Here is a 15,220-nt window from a genome sequence, read left to right on the forward strand (position 1 = left end):
AGTCACGGAGAGAGCCGCACCCAGCGGTCGACGGCCCACGGCGCCCGACAGGTGTTCCCCTCGATGGTGCTCTGCAGGTTGGGCCCGCCGATCTCCGTGAGGCCGGCCTCGCGCAGCACCAGCCGGTCGCCCGCGTCGCAGGAGGCCGACGCGTCCGAGCTGGTCAGCGTGAGCGAGGCACCCGCCTGCTGCCAGGTCCACCGGCCCCGGTCGGCCGCCTCGGCGGTCCCGTCGACCACGACGTACTGGCCGTCGGCGGTGAGCTGGACCAGGTGGCCGCCACCCTCGAGGTACCAGACGCCGTGCAGCTGGGAGGCGGTGGGCGCCGGCCAGCTCTCGCCGGTGCCGCTGAACTCGTAGCCGTCGTAGAGCGTCGAGGTCGGCAGGATCTGCTCCAGCCGCCACTCCTCGCCCGGTTCGGCGAGGCAGCTGCCCGTGGCCTCGGAGGTGAAGATCAGCTGCATGGTGCCGGGTCGGGGCACGACGGCCCCCATGGCGAAGGACTCCCCGGCGCAGTCGGTGCTGTCCTCGGCCATGCGCACCGTGACGGTGTCGCCGTCGATCTCGTAGCGGCCCGCACTCGGCCGCCCGTCGGCGAAGAGGGTCCCCTCGCTGTCGAGCCTCACCTCGCCGCCCGGCAGGAAGCGCACGAGCAGCACGTCGTCGTCCTTCCGCCACACGCCCGTCAGCAGGTCGGTGGTGGGTTGCTGACCCGGGAGCAGCCCGCTGAGCGCCCCGGGGTCGGTGGGTGCGGGTCCCGTGGGTTCCGGTTCCCGGTCGGGCGAGAGCACCCCGGCCGCGACGACGGCGACGACGGTGATCGCGGCCGCCGCCGTGGCCACCCCCGCCACCGCGAGACGGCGGTCCCGGCGGGACCGTGCCTCCGCGTGCTCCTCCACTGCTGCGCGAGCCTCGCGCACGTCGTGATCGGTCACGACGACCTCCTCGATGACTGCCTCGATGTCCCGGCGCAGCCGCTCCGCCACGGTGCTCATGGGGCCACCTCGATCCTCTTTTGCAGGGCTCGGAGACCGCGGTGGGTGTGGGCCTTGACCGTGCCCTCCCCGATCTCGAGCAGCTGGGCGGTCTCCTCCACGGAGAGCTCGAGGACGAACCGGCACGCCAGCACGTCGCGCTGCCGGGCGGGCAGCGTGCGCATCTGGGCGACGACCGATCCGGCCCGCTCGTGGGCGAGCGCGGCGTCCTCGGGGTCCGGGGGTGGGTCCGGGAGGACCCGCAGCGGACGGGCCGCGCGTCGGACGACCTCGCGGCGCACCCAGGAGCGGCAGCGGTTGAGCACCGCCGTGCGCAGGTACGCCGCGGCGGCGTCGTGGTCGCGCAGCCGCTTCCAGTGCCGGTGCAAGGAGACGAACGCGTCCTGGACGGCGTCCTCCGCCGCCCCGCGGTCGCCCAGCATGACGACGGCAAGCCGCAGGAGGGTCGGGTAGTGCTCCCGGAACAGCACGTCCAGCAGCTGGTCGCGGACCACGTCCGCGCCGCGCTCACGCCCGCCCTCGACGTCGGTCACAACCACCCCCGTGGTGAGCGCGTCCTCCCGGCCGGCTTGCCTCATGCCCATGAGTCGTCCCACGAGCGTCCGGGTTTACCGGGCACGGTGGTGGGCTGGACCGGTGCAGGGAGACCGCCCCGCGGGCCGGCTCGCCCTAGACTCGAAGCGTGGACTTCTACTCCGCCTACGACCAGGGTTTCGCCCGGGTGGCCGCGTGCACGGTCCCGGTGGCGATCGCCGACCCGGCGCGCAACGCGGAGACGGTCCTCGAGCAGGTGCGGGCCTGCCACGACGACGGCGTGGCCGTCGCGGTCTTCCCGGAGCTCTCGCTGTGCGGCTACGCCATCGACGACCTGCTGCTGCAGGACGCGCTCCTCGACGGCGTCCTCGAGGCCATCGGGACCCTGGTGGTGGCCACGGCCGACCTGACGCCCGTGGTGGTCGTCGGCGCGCCCCTGGTCCATGGCACCCGGGTCCTCAACTGTGCCGTCGTGATCCACCGCGGCCGGGTGCTCGGGGTGGCGCCGAAGTCCTACCTGCCGACCTACCGAGAGTTCTACGAGCGCCGCTGGTTCGCTCCGGGCGACGACCGGCGCGGGTCCACGATCACCCTGCTCGGTGCTGAGGCCCCGCTCGGTCCCGACCTGGTCTTCGAGGCCGCCGACGTCCCGGGCCTGGCGGTCCACGTCGAGGTCTGCGAGGACATGTGGGTGCCGGTGCCACCGAGCGCCCAGGCAGCGCTGGCCGGCGCGACGGTGCTGTGCAACCTCTCCGGCAGCCCGATCACGATCGCCCGCGCCGAGGACCGCCGGCTGCTCGTGCGCTCCGCGAGCGCGCGGTGCCTGGCGGCGTACGTCTTCGCAGCGGCGGGGCAGGGGGAGTCGACGACCGACCTGTCCTGGGACGGGCAGACGATGGTCTACGAGTGCGGCGAGCTGCTCGCCGAGAGCGAGCGCTTCCCGGAGGGGCCGCGGCGCAGCGTCGTCGACGTCGACCTCGACCGGATCCGGCAGGAGCGGCTGCGGCAGGGGACCTTCGACGACAACCGCCGCGGGATCGACGTGCCCGAGGTACGGCGCGTGCGCTTCGAGCTGAGGCCGCCGGCCGGTGACATCGGGCTGCGTCGCAAGGTCGACCGGTTCCCCTTCGTGCCCGACGACCCCGAGCGGCTCGCGCACGACTGCTACGAGGCGTACAACATCCAGGTGTCGGGTCTCGAGCAGCGGCTCCACGCCATCGGGCACCCGAAGGTCGTGATCGGTGTCAGCGGTGGGCTCGACTCGACCCACGCCCTGATCGTGGCGGCCAAGGCGATGGACCGTCTCGGACGCCCTCGCGAGGACATCCACGCCTTCACGATGCCCGGTTTCGCCACGGGCGAGGAGACCCGGTCGCGGGCGACCCGGCTGGCCAAGAGCCTCGGCGTCACCTTCGAGGAGCTCGACATCACCGCTGCGGCGCGGCAGATGCTGGCCGACCTCGACCACCCCTTCGCCGAGGGCGAGGACGTCTACGACGTGACGTTCGAGAACGTGCAGGCCGGGCTGCGCACCGACTACCTGTTCCGGATCGCCAACCACCGGCGGGGGATCGTGCTCGGCACCGGCGACCTGTCCGAGCTGGCGCTGGGCTGGTGCACCTACGGGGTGGGCGACCAGATGTCGCACTACGGGGTCAATGCCGGCGTGCCCAAGACCTTGATCCAGCACCTGATCCGCTGGGTGATCGACTCCCGCCAGTTCGAGGACGACACCAACGACGTGCTGGCCGAGATCGTCGACGCCGAGATCACCCCGGAGCTGGTCCCCGGGGGGCAGCAGTCGACGGAGGACCAGGTCGGGCCCTACGCGCTGCAGGACTTCACCCTCCACCACGTGATCCGCCACGGCCACCGGCCCCGGCGGATCGCGTTCCTCGCGTGGCACGCCTGGCGGGACGCCGGCGCGGGGGAGTGGCCCCCGGGCTTCCCGGAGGGGGAGCGGCCGACGTACGACCTGGCAACGGTGCGTCACTGGCTGGTGGTCTTCGTACGGCGGTTCTTCGGCAACCAGTTCAAGCGCTCGGCGCTGCCGAACGGCCCGAAGGTCAGCCCGGGCGGGACCATGTCGCCGCGGGGTGACTGGCGGATGCCGTCGGACGCGAGCGGCACCACCTGGCTGGCCGAGATCGAGCGCGACGTCCCGACCGGCTGACGCGGCCGCCCCGGCGTGACGACGGAGAGCCGGGACGGCCGACGCCGGGTCAGCCCTCGCGGTGGTGGTAGGCCGTCGACATCCGGGCCATCGCCAGGCAGGCGACGGCGAGGCCGAGGCAGCCGACGGCGACCCAGTGCAGGTCGCCCAGGGCGAAGAGGTTGATCGCCTGGAGGACCAGCCACAGGGCCAGCAGGTCGCCGCCGATGCGTGGCATCGCGGCGACGGCGGCGAAGAGCACGAGCTCCACGACGCCGAAGGTGGCGATGGCGGCGCCGGCGCCACCGGGCAGCAGGCTGTCGGCCCAGCCCGCGACATACCCGTTCCAGCCCTCGTTCATCACGCCGACGAAGCGGTCGAGGCCGAAGAGCAGCGGCAGTGCCATCGCGGTGGCCCACAGCCCGAGGTAGGCCTGTCGTGCGGCGTCGACCCGGGTGATGGTGGCCAGGTCGTGCATCTCGTCCCGGAAGTCGTGGACGTAGTCGTGCCAGGCATGGGTGAGAGCCATGGCAGGTGTTCCTTTCTGGAGCTCCCTTTCTAAGAGAGGTTGATTTAGACGGTAGACCTGCGGCACTGTTTCGGCAAGAGATCTCTCTGATAGAAAGCCGCCATGACCGACGAGACCTTCGCGCGGCGCGTCACCAAGCTCGGCGCGCTGGCCGATCCCGTGCGCCGGGCGCTCTACCACTTCGTCGCCGACCAACCTGGCGCCGTGAGCCGCGACCAGGCCGCGGACGGCATCGACGTCCCCCACCACACCGCGAAGCACCACCTCGACCGGCTCGTGGACGAGGGGCTGCTCGTCACCGAGTTCCGGCGGCTCACCGGGCGGTCCGGCCCGGGCGCGGGCCGGCCGGCCAAGCTCTACCGCCGGTCCGGGAAGGAGGTCTCGGTCAGCCTGCCCCACCGCCGCTACGACCTGGCCGGCGACGTCCTCGCCGACGCCGTCGAGCGGAGTCTCGGCGGTACGCCGATGGCCGACGCCGTGCAGGACGCCGCGACCGCCGCGGGCGGGCGGGCGGTCTCCGCGTCGGGCGTGGACGGAGCCGGTGACGACCTCGAGCGCGTGGCCGCCGTCCTCGCCCCCTTCGGCTACGAGCCGCTGGTCGGCGAGGAGCTGACGCTGCGCAACTGCCCGTTCGGCCAGCTGGCCAGCGACCACGCCGACCTGGTCTGCGGCATGAACCAGACCTTCGTCGGTGCGGTGGTCGACGCCCTCGGCTGCACCGACGTCGCGGCGACACCCGACCGGGAGCAGTCCCGCTGCTGTGTCCGCGTCCGGGTCGACGGTGACGGGCCCTAGGCTGGCGCCATGGGCAAGCAGGAAGACTTCGTGCTCCGGGCGCTCGAGGAGCGCGACGTCCGGTTCGTCCGGCTCTGGTTCACCGACGTGCTCGGGTTCCTCAAGTCGGTCTCGGTGGCCCCGGCCGAGCTCGAGGGCGCCTTCGAGGAGGGCATCGGCTTCGACGGCTCGGCCGTCGAGGGGTTCGCCCGCGTCTACGAGTCCGACATGCTCGCGATGCCCGACCCCTCCACCTTCCAGCTGTTGCCGTGGAAGGGCGAGGGTCCGTCGACCGCCCGGATGTTCTGCGACATCATGATGCCGGACGGGTCGCCGTCCTACGCCGACCCGCGTCACGTCCTCAAGCGCAACCTGGAGGCAGCCGGCGACCGCGGGTTCACCTTCTACACCCACCCCGAGATCGAGTTCTACCTCTTCAAGGACAGCCCGGGGCCCGGCGACGAGCCCGTGCCGGTCGACCGCAGCGGCTTCTTCGACCACACCGCCCAGTCACGCACCTCCGACTTCCGTCGCGAGGCGATCACGATGCTGGAGTCGATGGGGATCTCGGTGGAGTTCAGCCACCACGAGGGCGGCCCGGGGCAGCAGGAGATCGACCTCCGCTACGCCGACGCGCTCTCGACCGCCGACAACATCATGACCTTCCGCACCATCGTGCGTGAGGTCGCGCTCTCCCAGGGGATCTGGGCCAGCTTCATGCCCAAGCCGTTCACGACCCACCCCGGCTCGGGCATGCACACCCACGTCAGCCTGTTCGAGGGCGACCGCAACGCCTTCTACGAGGCGGGTGCGGAGTACCAGCTGTCCAAGACGGCGCGGCAGTTCATCGCCGGTGTGCTGCGCCACGCCAGCGAGATCTCCGTGGTGACCAACCAGTGGGTCAACAGCTACAAGCGGCTGCTGGCGGGCGACGAGGCGCCGCCCTACATCTGCTGGGGGCACAACAACCGTTCGGCGGCCATCCGGGTGCCGATGTACAAGCCCAACAAGGGTCAGTCGACCCGCATCGAGATCCGCACCCTCGACTCCGGCTGCAACCCCTACCTCGCCTACGCCGTGATCCTGGCTGCCGGGATCAAGGGCATCGACGAGGGCTACGACCTCCCGCGTGAGGCCGAGGACGACATGTGGTCGCTGACCGACCGCGAGCGCCAGAGCCTCGGGATCGAGCCGCTGCCCAAGAGCCTGCACGACGCGATCCTCATCGCCGAGGGCTCCGAGCTGCTGGCGGAGGCGCTCGGCGAGCACGTCTTCGACTACTTCCTGCGCAACAAGCGCAAGGAGTGGGAGGAGTACCGCATCCAGGTCTCGCCGTTCGAGCGCGACCGCATGCTGCCGGTGATGTGACGGGCGGGGACCACGATGACGGTGATCGCGATCGTCGAGCACGAGGCGCAGTGCCCACCCGCCCACGTCGGCACCTGGCTGACCGACGCGGGTGCCACGCTCGACGTACGCCGGCCCTGGGCCGGTGACGAGCTGCCGGACCTCGACGGCTGCGACGGGCTGGTCGTGCTGGGCGGCTCGATGGGCGCCGACGACGACGAGCTCCACCACTGGCTGGCGCCGCTCAAGCAGCTGGTCCGCGACGCGATCGCGCGCGAGGTCCCGCTGCTCGGCATCTGCCTCGGCCACCAGCTGATCGCCTCGGCGCTGGGCGGGGCGGTCGCGCCGAACCCGCCCGGCCAGCAGGTGGGGCTCTTCGACGTCGGCTGGCTGCCCGCCGCCGAGGACGACGAGCTCGTGGCCGGCTACGGCGCTGTGCGCGGGGTGCAGTGGAACCACGACATCGTGACCCGGCTGCCCGAGGGGGCCGTGGCGCTCGCCGAGACCGCGCAGGGCGAGCTGCAGGTCGCCCGGTTCGGGCGGCGGGCGTGGGGGATCCAGCTGCACCCCGAGGTCGACGAGCCGGTGGTCACCTCCTGGGCGGCCGGTGACCGCGACGACCACCTACACCGCGGCATCGACCAGGAGGCGCTGATCGCCCAGATCCGCGACGCCCGTCACGAGCTCGACGACGCCTGGCGACCGCTGGCCGACCGCTTCGTGGCGCTGCTGGCGGGAGCCGGCAGCCACTGACCCGCCCGACGTCGCCGCCCCCGGTCCTCGCCAGGGCCCGGCAGGCGGCCTCTCCGGCCTCGCGGATCGCTACGGTGTCGGTGTGAACCGTGCCGGCGTCCGCTCCCGCCTGGCCCAGGTCGGCTTCGCCGACGCCAGCCGGGCGGCCGAGCTCGTGGGCGAGCTGGGTGAGCACGGGGAGGACCTGCTGGGTGCGCTCGGCCGGACAGCCGACCCCGACCTCGCCCTGACGGGCCTGCTGCGGCTCTGCGGGGCGGTCGAGGACCGCGAGCAGCTGGTCACCACGCTGCGGGACGACGAGGACTCGGCGTTGCGGCTGCTGTCGGTGCTCGGGGCGAGCTCCGCGCTGGCCGACCACCTGTGCCGGCACCCGGAGCAGTGGCGGGAGCTGGCCGACCCGTCCCTGGCCACCACCCGGGCGGCGGCGTACGCCGTGCGGGCGAGCCTGCTCGCGGCCGTCGGCGCCGACCCGGACGACCCGGAGCCGGTGGCGACGCTGCCGGACGCCGCGGCGGTGGCCGCGCTCCGGGTGGAGTACCGCAGGGTGCTGCTGCGGCTCGCGGCGCGCGACCTCGCCCACGGCCAGGGCATGGACGACACCGCGGCCGAGCTCTCCGACCTCGCCGCCGGAACGCTGGAGGCCGCGCTCGCCGTCGCTCGCGCCCGGGTCGGGGAGGACAGCGGGCGCGCGCGGCTCGCCGTGATCGCGATGGGCAAGTGCGGCGGCCACGAGCTCAACTACGTCTCCGACGTGGACGTCGTGTTCGTCTTCGAGCCGGCTGACGGGGTCGAGGAGGCGCCCGCTGCCCGGGTCGCGACCCAGCTCGCCGGCCACCTGATGCGGATCTGCTCCGACCACACTCCCGAGGGCACGATCTGGCCGGTCGACGCCAACCTGCGGCCCGAGGGCAAGGCCGGGCCGCTGGTGCGCACCCTCGCCAGCCACGCCGGCTACTACGAGCGGTGGGCCAAGACGTGGGAGTTCCAGGCCCTCCTCAAGGCCCGGCCGGTCGCCGGCGACGCCGAGCTCGGCCGGGCCTACGCGGAGCTGGTCGAGCCGCTGGTGTGGCAGGCGTCGGAGCGGGAGGGGTTCGTCGAGGACGTCCAGGCGATGCGGCGCCGGGTCCTCGACCACATCCCCGCCCACCACGCCCCCCGGCAGCTCAAGCTCGGGTCGGGCGGCCTGCGCGACGTCGAGTTCGCCGTCCAGCTGCTCCAGCTGGTGCACGGGCGCACTGATCCCGCCGTCCGTGCCCCCACCACGTTGAGCGCGCTCCACGACCTGACCGCCCGCGGCTACGTGGGCCGGCCCGACGGCGAGGCGATGCACGCGGCGTACTCCTTCCTGCGCACCCTCGAGCACCGGATGCAGCTCTTCCAGCTGCGGCGGACCCACGTCGTGCCGGACGACGAGGCGGCGCTGCGCCGGCTGGCGCGCAGCATGGGCTACGTCAAGGACCCGGTCGGCGAGCTCGAGAAGGCGTGGACGCACCACCGGCGCGAGGTCCGGCGGCTGCATGAGAAGCTCTTCTACCGGCCGCTGCTGGCGGCGGTCGCCAAGATCCCGGGCGAGGGCGCCCGGCTGTCCCCCGAGGCCGCGACCGCGCGGATGGCGGCGCTGGGGTACGCCGACCCCAAGGCGGCGCTGCGCCACCTCGAGGCCCTGACCACCGGTGTCACGCGCACGGCCTCGATCCAGCGCACGCTGCTGCCGGCGATGCTGGAGTGGTTCGCCGACGCGCCGGACCCCGACGCCGGCCTGTTCGGCTTCCGGCGGATCAGCGAGGCGCTCGGCGACACCCCGTGGTACCTCTCCACCCTCCGCGACGAGGGGCAGGTGGCGCAGCGGCTGGCCACCCTGCTCGCGACCTCCCGCTACGCCAGCGACCTGCTGGAGCGCGAGCCGCAGGGCGTGAAGATGCTGGGGGAGTCGCTGGAGCCGCTGGGCAGCGACGCGCTGGCCGAGGAGATGGTGGCCACCGCCGGCCGCCACGACGACCCGGAGGAGGCGACGCGGGCGGTCCGCGCCGTACGTCGCCGCGAGCTGCTGCGGATCGCCGCCGGTGAGCTGCTCGGGGAGACCGAGGTCGAGGCCGTGGGGGCGGGCCTCTCCCGCCTGACCGACGCCACCCTCGAGGCGACGCTGCAGGTGGCGGTCCGGGCGGTGTCGGAGCAACGGGGCACCGCCGAGCCGCCGACCGCGCTGGCGATCGTGGCGATGGGGCGCTACGGCGGCTTCGAGCTGTCCTACGGCTCGGACGCCGACGTCCTCTTCGTCCACGACCCCCGCCCGGGTGTCGACCAGCAGGAGGCGAGCTCGTGGGCGGTGGCCGTGGCCAACGAGCTGCGGCGGCTGCTGGCGCTGCCGGGGCCCGACCCCACGCTCGCCGTCGACGCGGACCTCAGGCCGGAGGGCAAGCAGGGCCCGCTGGTCCGCAGCCTGGAGTCCTACGGCGCCTACTACGCCAAGTGGTCACGGGTCTGGGAGGCCCAGGCACTGCTGCGCGCGGACGCGGTCGTGGGCGACCGCGACCTGCGGCGCCGGTTCACCGAGCTGATCGACCCGTTGCGCTACCCCGAGGCGGGGCTGAGCGAGGACGACGTGATCGAGATCCGCAGGATCAAGGCCCGCGTGGACACCGAGCGGCTGCCCCGCGGCGCCGACCGCAACACCCACCTGAAGCTCGGCCGCGGCGGGCTCTCGGACATCGAGTGGACGGTGCAGCTGCTGCAGCTGCGCCACGGTGCCGATGTGCCGGGGCTGCGCACCCCGCAGACGCTGCCGGCCATCGACGCGGCCCTCGAGGCGGGCCTCATCGGTGCCGCCGATGCCCAGGTGCTCGCGGACGGGTGGCGGACGGTCAGCCGGGTGCGCAACGCCAGCACGCTCGTGCGCGGCAAGCCGGTCGACCAGCTGCCGCGTGACACCCGGGAGAAGGCCGCGGTGGCGGTGTCGATGGGCTACCCGCCGGGCGGCTCGGACGAGATGGTCAACGACTACCTGCGCCGCACCCGGCGTACCCACGCGGTCGTGGAGCGGATCTTCTGGGAGTGAGTCCCACCGGCCCGGGGTCCACGGGACCTTGGACCCTGTGGGCCCTCCACCGGCCTCCGAACGATGGGGTCAGGAGGTGTGTGATGGCACACGAGAAGAATCCAGTCATGGTGGCGGTCGGCGGATCCGCCGACGAGGCGGCCATCGCGTTCGGGGTGGCCGAGGCTCGGCGACGGGGGGCCGGGTTGCAGCTGGCCCACGTGGTGCCGATCCACCTGCCGCTGGGTCCCCTCGGCAGTCTCGGCGCCCTGGAGTTCCGCGAGATCGGTGAGCAGGTCCTGCAGAAGGCCAAGGAGCTGGTCGCCGACCTGGCGCCCGAGCTCGAGGTGTCGACCCGGCTCGGCCACGGGTCGCCGGTTCGCGAGCTCTGCGCATCGTCCGCAGACGCCCAGCTGGTGGTGGTCGGTCGCGGCCGGCACCGTGGCCCGCTGGCGGCGTGGTCGGGGCGCACGGCGGTGGGGGTGTCCTCCCACAGCAGCGCGCCGGTGGCGGTCGTCCCGGCCGGATGGACCGCTGGGCCGCTGGACACGGTCCTCGTCGGCGTGACCGCCGAGACCCTCGGAGTGGACGCGCTCGGAGAGACGCTCGCCGACCTGTCGTCCCGGGGCGCCTCCCTGGTGGCCCTGCACTCCTGGGTGGTGCCCGACCCGTACGTCGACATCGCGGCCCTGCGCACGCACTCCCGCGACTGGGAGGAGGAGGGTGAGCGCACGGTCACGGAGGTCCTCGAGGCCGCGCTGCAGGCTCACCCGGAGACGAAGGTCGACATCGAGGTGCGTCACGGGTATCCAGGACAGGTGCTGATCGAGGCCGCGGCAGACGCCGACCTCGTGGTGCTGCCACGCCGCCGACACCTGCTGGCGGTCCACGGGCACCTGGGATCCACGGCGCGCGAGCTGATCCACCGGCTCACGACACCGGTCCTGGTCCTCCCGCCGGGTCCGCACCGGCACGGAAGCGAGGAGCAGGCCACCCGGGCGTCAGCCTGAGTGTAGCGATTGGCTTCATCTGGCCGGAATGAAGATATACTCTTCACATGGTGCGGATGAAGTCACCGGCTGTGGTCGTCATCGGCGACCTGGTCGGTTCCCGGCGCAGCGTCGACCGGCGGGCTCTCCACGCTAACGTCTCGCGGGCCCTGCGACGGGTCAACGACCGGTTCGAGGGCGACCTGCGGCTCACCGTCGGTGACGAGTACCAGGGCAGCTTCCCGCACCTGGGCGCGGCCCTGCGCGCGACGCTCGCCCTGCGTCTGGCGCTGCTGCCGGCCGCGGACGCCCGTCACGGGGTCGGGGTCGGGCCGGTGGAGGCGTTGTCGGGGCCGGGCCGGATCGAGGACGGTCCCGGGTGGTGGGCCGCCCGGGACGCCATCGACGCGGTCGAGCGGGCCGAGGGCAGGGCGGCGACCCGGACCCTGCGGACGGCGTACCGCTTGACCGACGGGGTCGACGGGGTGGAGCCGGCCGCCGTCAACGCCGCGCTGGTCGGGCGCGACGCCATGGTGGGACGACTCTCCGACCGCGGGCTGTCGGTGCTCGCTGGTCTGCTGTCCGGCATGACCCAGCGTGAGATCGCCGAGGCAGAGGGCGTGTCCACCTCCGCGATCTCCCAGCGGGTCCGCCACGATGGCCTCGGCATGCTCCTGACCCTCGACGCCGACCTGGGAGAGCTGCGATGACGTGGATCGCCCTGTTGCTGATCGGGATCGGCACGACCGACCTGGTGTTCTCGGCACGACCGATGCGCCACGTCCCCGAGGCCGTCGGCGCCACCGTGCTCATCGTCCTCGGGCTGCTGGGCGACCCCGGGACGTGGCGTGACCTGGTGGCGCTGCTGGTGCTGGGTGCGGTCGTCGTCGCGTGGGGCCAGACGGTGACCCGCGGCTTCGCCTCGGGTCGGGCGGGAGCGCCGCTGGTCGTGCTCGCCGCCGGGTTGGGCCTGGCGGTGGTGGCCTCGCCGCTGGCCGGCGAGGCAGACGGGATCCTGGGCGCGTGGCTGGACCGCACTCCCGTCCCGGTGCTCGCCGACCTCCCCGCCGACCGCGCGTTGCTGCTGCTCGGTGCCCTGCTCGTCCAGGGATCGACCGGCAACGTGCTCGTGCGACTGGTCCTGACCGCGACCGGCACCGTCAGTCCGGCCCGCGTCCACGGCCGGGAGGTGCCGTCGTACCGGCTCAAGGGCGGGCGGCTGCTCGGTCCGATGGAGCGGCTCTTCATCCTGGGGCTCGGGCTCGCCGGCGAGCTCACCGCCGCCGCGATCGTGGTGGCGGCCAAGGGTCTGCTCCGCTGGCCGGAGCTGCAGGCCGCCCGCGACGAGGACGTGCCGGGCAGCGGCATCCACCAGGTGACCGAGTACTTCCTCGTCGGCAGCTTCGTGAGCTGGCTGATACCGCTCACCTCCCTGGTCCTGATGGGATGAGGGGCATGGAGGAACACTTCGACTTCGCGTTCGCGCCCGCCTACCGGCTGCCCGCCCTGCTGCTGGGCATCACACCCCTGACGAGTGGGGTCACGCTCAGTGCGGACCGGCTGCACGTGCGCTACGGGCCGTGGTCGCTCGACACTCCCACCAGCAACGTGCGCGAGGTCAGCATCACCGGTGGCTTCGCGTGGCACCGGACCGCGGGCCCGCCCCACCTCTCGCTGACCGACCGGGGCGTGTCCTTCACGACCAACGGCGAGCGGGCAGTGTGCGTGCAGTTCCACGAGCCCGTGAAGGCACTCGACCCGACGGGACGCCTGGTGCGCCACCCCGGAGCCACGCTCACCGTCGACCGGGTCGACGACCTCCACAGCCGGCTGCGCCACCACGTCGACCGCTGACCCGTCCCCCCTTTGGGGTGAGTGGTGCAGGGACGGCGCTGCCTAGGCTGGGCGCCGCGGGTCACCACCGGTGACCGTCGACCGAGGAGGAGCCGATGGCGACGTACGACGCCGACCTGCAGGCCGCTGTGGACGCCACGTCCGTGGCCAACGACGCCGGCACGACCGAGGACCTGGTCGACTACCTGCGCGAGCAGCTCGCCGAGCGCGACATCGAGACCAGCGACGACGCGTGGCTCGAGCGGATGGTCGAGGGCATCAAGGGAGACCGCAACTACCTCATCGACAGCGAGCCGGACGACTTCACGCCGACGCGCGACAAGCGGGACTGATCACACCTTGCCGCGCAGGATCCGGCGGTAGTAGGTCACCGGAAGCGCGTAGCGGTCGACCAGCCACGTGAGGGTCCGCGGCCGCACCAGGTCGGGGAACGGCACCGTGGGGGACAGGCGCCCCTCGCGGTCGACCTCGACCAGCATGAGCCGGCGCCGGGACACCGTGATGGGCATGACGGTGTAGCCGTCGTAGTGCCGCAGGGACGCCCGGTCGCCGGCAGCCAGGTTGTGGGCGAGCACGTCGACCTGCTTGCGCAACGCGCCACCCGAGGGTCGGGTGCCGACGTCGGCGACGTCGCCCAGGGACCAGACCGCCGGGTGGCTGCGGTGCTGCAGCGTGAGCGGGTCCACATCCACCAGTCCTGCGGCCGAGGGTCCGGCGAGGCCGCTCTCGACGACCCAGCGTGGCGCCCGGTAGTGGGGGACCACGTGGGCGAAGGTCACGTCGTCGAGCGCCTGCTCGCCGTCCGGCGTCGTGATGGTGACGCGGTGGTCGCCCAGCGCGGACACCCGGGCGTTGCGCACCACCTGGACGTCGTACGACGCCAGGACCTCCTCCAGGACGCGGTCGGCTGCGGGGACGTCGGTCGGGCCGCGCCCGGGCAGCACCACCCGGACGTCGAGCCGGCCGAGCACCCCGCCACGTCGCCAGTGGTCGCACGCCATGAGGAGCGGCTTGAGAGCGGTGACCCCGCACGGGGCCGGCTCGGGTGGCACCGTGAAGAGGACGCGTCCCCGGGTGACACCGCGGAGCGCGGGCCAGACCCGGGGGGCCGTGTCGACCACGAACGTGGAGCCCGCCCACCCGGCGGCGTACGCCTCGGCCAGCCCCGGAGTGGCGTCCCAGTCCTCCTCGAGCCCGGGGCAGACCACGAGCCGGTCGCACCCGATCCGCCGCCCGGCCCGGGTGGTCACGCTCGGCTCTGTGGGATCCACCGCCACGACCTGCTCGGTCACCCGGGTGCAGCCATCGGGGGCCACGTCCGCCGCAGGACGCTCGAGCGAGGACATCGACGCCTCCCCGGCGCCGACGTAGCTGAGCAGCGGCCGGTAGCGGTGGACCGGGCTCGGCTCGAGGAGCGCCACGTCGCGTGCTCCCTGGCGCAGCAGCCGGGCGGCCAGGGAGATCCCGGCGTTGCCTCCGCCGACGATCACCACCTCGTGGTGCTCCACGCCGTCCTCCGCTCCTCGTCGTACGCCCACGACAGTAGTCGGCACACCTGGACCCAACGTCCCACGCGTCCGGGGCCTTTGGCCCTGACGGGGCGCGCGGCGATCGGCGAGGCTGGGGTGACCGATCGACCAGGAGGACCACATGCCCACCCTCACCTCGATGTCGTCCTCCGAGTGCTGGCAGCAGCTCGGGGAGCGCGGGGTCGGCCGGATCGGGTTCGATCGGGGGCGGGGGCCACGCATCCATCCCGTCGACTACGCGGTGCACGACCGCAGGATCTATGTCCGGACGTCTCGCGACAGCGAGCTCGCGGACTTCGTCGCCATGTTCGGGGACGGCGCGCTCGTGTCGTTCGAGGTGGACCAGGTCACGGACGTGACGGACGGCCGGTGGAGCGTGCTGATCGCCGCGCGGATCGACACCCCACCGACGGACGGTGAGGAGGCGGCGCTGGAACAGCCGACCCCCACGCCATCGGGCCACCGCGGGTTCCTCGTGCGCCTGAGCCCCGTCGAGGTCACGGGTCGCCGCCTCGTCGAGGTGCCGAGAGGCGTCACCAGCAGGTCGACGGGTGGCTCGTCGTGAGACCTCGCGCGTCTGCCGACCACTGACTCCTGGAGCGGCTGCCGCCGTTCCAGCGGAAACACGGGGGCCGGGGGAACCGGGGGAATCGGGGGACCAGGGGGGAAGTGCCCGGGGGCGGCGCCGGTCGCCCCCGGGCGTCCCGGTCCGGGCGGAGCACATCGATCG

General features: G+C 73.1%; 15 protein-coding genes. 11 read left to right on the plus strand and 4 right to left on the minus strand.

Annotation, left to right across the window (positions count from 1 at the left end; all coding sequences use genetic code 11):
• Nucleotides 1-2: 2 nt before the first annotated feature.
• Both K6T13_RS06760 and K6T13_RS06765 read right to left on the minus strand, forming a co-directional pair.
• On the minus strand, nucleotides 3-995 hold the full coding sequence (locus K6T13_RS06760; RefSeq protein WP_222897737.1) for a hypothetical protein: 993 nt from the start codon (nucleotides 993-995) through the stop codon (nucleotides 3-5).
• Complete coding sequence (locus tag K6T13_RS06765) at nucleotides 992-1,573, minus strand: RNA polymerase sigma factor (protein WP_222897738.1); 582 nt, start codon at nucleotides 1,571-1,573, stop codon at nucleotides 992-994. The genes K6T13_RS06760 and K6T13_RS06765 overlap by 4 nt, the downstream gene beginning before the upstream one ends.
• 104 nt (nucleotides 1,574-1,677) lie before the next feature.
• Between K6T13_RS06765 and K6T13_RS06770 the strand changes: the two genes are divergently transcribed.
• Nucleotides 1,678-3,702: an NAD(+) synthase gene (locus K6T13_RS06770; RefSeq protein ID WP_222897739.1), complete on the plus strand. Its 2,025-nt coding sequence runs from the start codon at nucleotides 1,678-1,680 to the stop codon at nucleotides 3,700-3,702.
• A 49-nt stretch (nucleotides 3,703-3,751) separates the two neighbouring features.
• Here the strand turns inward: K6T13_RS06770 and K6T13_RS06775 are convergent, their stop codons facing one another.
• Nucleotides 3,752-4,210, minus strand: coding sequence for a hypothetical protein (locus K6T13_RS06775; protein ID WP_222897740.1), 459 nt, complete (start codon nucleotides 4,208-4,210; stop codon nucleotides 3,752-3,754).
• A 102-nt stretch (nucleotides 4,211-4,312) separates the two neighbouring features.
• On the opposite strand from K6T13_RS06775, the gene K6T13_RS06780 reads away from it, so the two are divergent.
• The 9 genes from K6T13_RS06780 (at nucleotide 4,313) to K6T13_RS06820 (ending at nucleotide 13,293) form a co-directional block, all read left to right on the plus strand.
• Nucleotides 4,313-5,005: a helix-turn-helix transcriptional regulator gene (locus K6T13_RS06780; protein ID WP_222897741.1), complete on the plus strand. Its 693-nt coding sequence runs from the start codon at nucleotides 4,313-4,315 to the stop codon at nucleotides 5,003-5,005.
• Nucleotides 5,006-5,014: 9 nt separating this feature from the next.
• Nucleotides 5,015-6,352, plus strand: coding sequence for a glutamine synthetase family protein (locus K6T13_RS06785; RefSeq protein ID WP_222897742.1), 1,338 nt, complete (start codon nucleotides 5,015-5,017; stop codon nucleotides 6,350-6,352).
• Between the two features lie 15 nt (nucleotides 6,353-6,367).
• A complete protein-coding gene (locus K6T13_RS06790) occupies nucleotides 6,368-7,084 on the plus strand; it encodes a type 1 glutamine amidotransferase (RefSeq protein WP_222897743.1) in 717 nt (238 codons plus the stop codon).
• 82 nt (nucleotides 7,085-7,166) lie between these two features.
• On the plus strand, nucleotides 7,167-10,139 hold the full coding sequence (locus tag K6T13_RS06795) for a bifunctional [glutamine synthetase] adenylyltransferase/[glutamine synthetase]-adenylyl-L-tyrosine phosphorylase (RefSeq protein ID WP_222897744.1): 2,973 nt from the start codon (nucleotides 7,167-7,169) through the stop codon (nucleotides 10,137-10,139).
• An 83-nt stretch (nucleotides 10,140-10,222) separates the two neighbouring features.
• Nucleotides 10,223-11,128, plus strand: a complete 906-nt coding sequence (locus K6T13_RS06800; protein WP_222897745.1) for a universal stress protein — start codon at nucleotides 10,223-10,225, stop codon at nucleotides 11,126-11,128.
• Between the two features lie 47 nt (nucleotides 11,129-11,175).
• The gene (locus K6T13_RS06805; RefSeq protein ID WP_249423973.1) at nucleotides 11,176-11,817 is read left to right on the plus strand and encodes a SatD family protein; all 642 of its coding nucleotides are present in this window, start codon (nucleotides 11,176-11,178) and stop codon (nucleotides 11,815-11,817) included.
• The gene (locus K6T13_RS06810) at nucleotides 11,814-12,557 is read left to right on the plus strand and encodes a hypothetical protein (protein ID WP_222897746.1); all 744 of its coding nucleotides are present in this window, start codon (nucleotides 11,814-11,816) and stop codon (nucleotides 12,555-12,557) included. The genes K6T13_RS06805 and K6T13_RS06810 overlap by 4 nt, the downstream gene beginning before the upstream one ends.
• Nucleotides 12,558-12,562: 5 nt before the next feature.
• Nucleotides 12,563-12,961 (plus strand): hypothetical protein, encoded by a 399-nt coding sequence (locus K6T13_RS06815; RefSeq protein WP_222897747.1) that lies wholly within the window; start codon nucleotides 12,563-12,565, stop codon nucleotides 12,959-12,961.
• Nucleotides 12,962-13,056: 95 nt separating this feature from the next.
• A complete protein-coding gene (locus K6T13_RS06820) occupies nucleotides 13,057-13,293 on the plus strand; it encodes a hypothetical protein (protein WP_222897748.1) in 237 nt (78 codons plus the stop codon).
• On the opposite strand, the gene K6T13_RS06825 is transcribed toward K6T13_RS06820, so the two are convergent.
• Nucleotides 13,294-14,514 (minus strand): FAD-dependent oxidoreductase, encoded by a 1,221-nt coding sequence (locus tag K6T13_RS06825; protein WP_222897749.1) that lies wholly within the window; start codon nucleotides 14,512-14,514, stop codon nucleotides 13,294-13,296. It abuts the gene before it with no gap.
• Nucleotides 14,515-14,611: 97 nt separating this feature from the next.
• Between K6T13_RS06825 and K6T13_RS06830 the strand changes: the two genes are divergently transcribed.
• Nucleotides 14,612-15,055 (plus strand): pyridoxamine 5'-phosphate oxidase family protein, encoded by a 444-nt coding sequence (locus K6T13_RS06830; protein WP_222897750.1) that lies wholly within the window; start codon nucleotides 14,612-14,614, stop codon nucleotides 15,053-15,055.
• Nucleotides 15,056-15,220: the final 165 nt, after the last annotated feature.

Origin of the sequence: Nocardioides coralli (genome assembly GCF_019880385.1) — a bacterium.
GTDB lineage: Bacteria > Actinomycetota > Actinomycetes > Propionibacteriales > Nocardioidaceae > Nocardioides > Nocardioides coralli.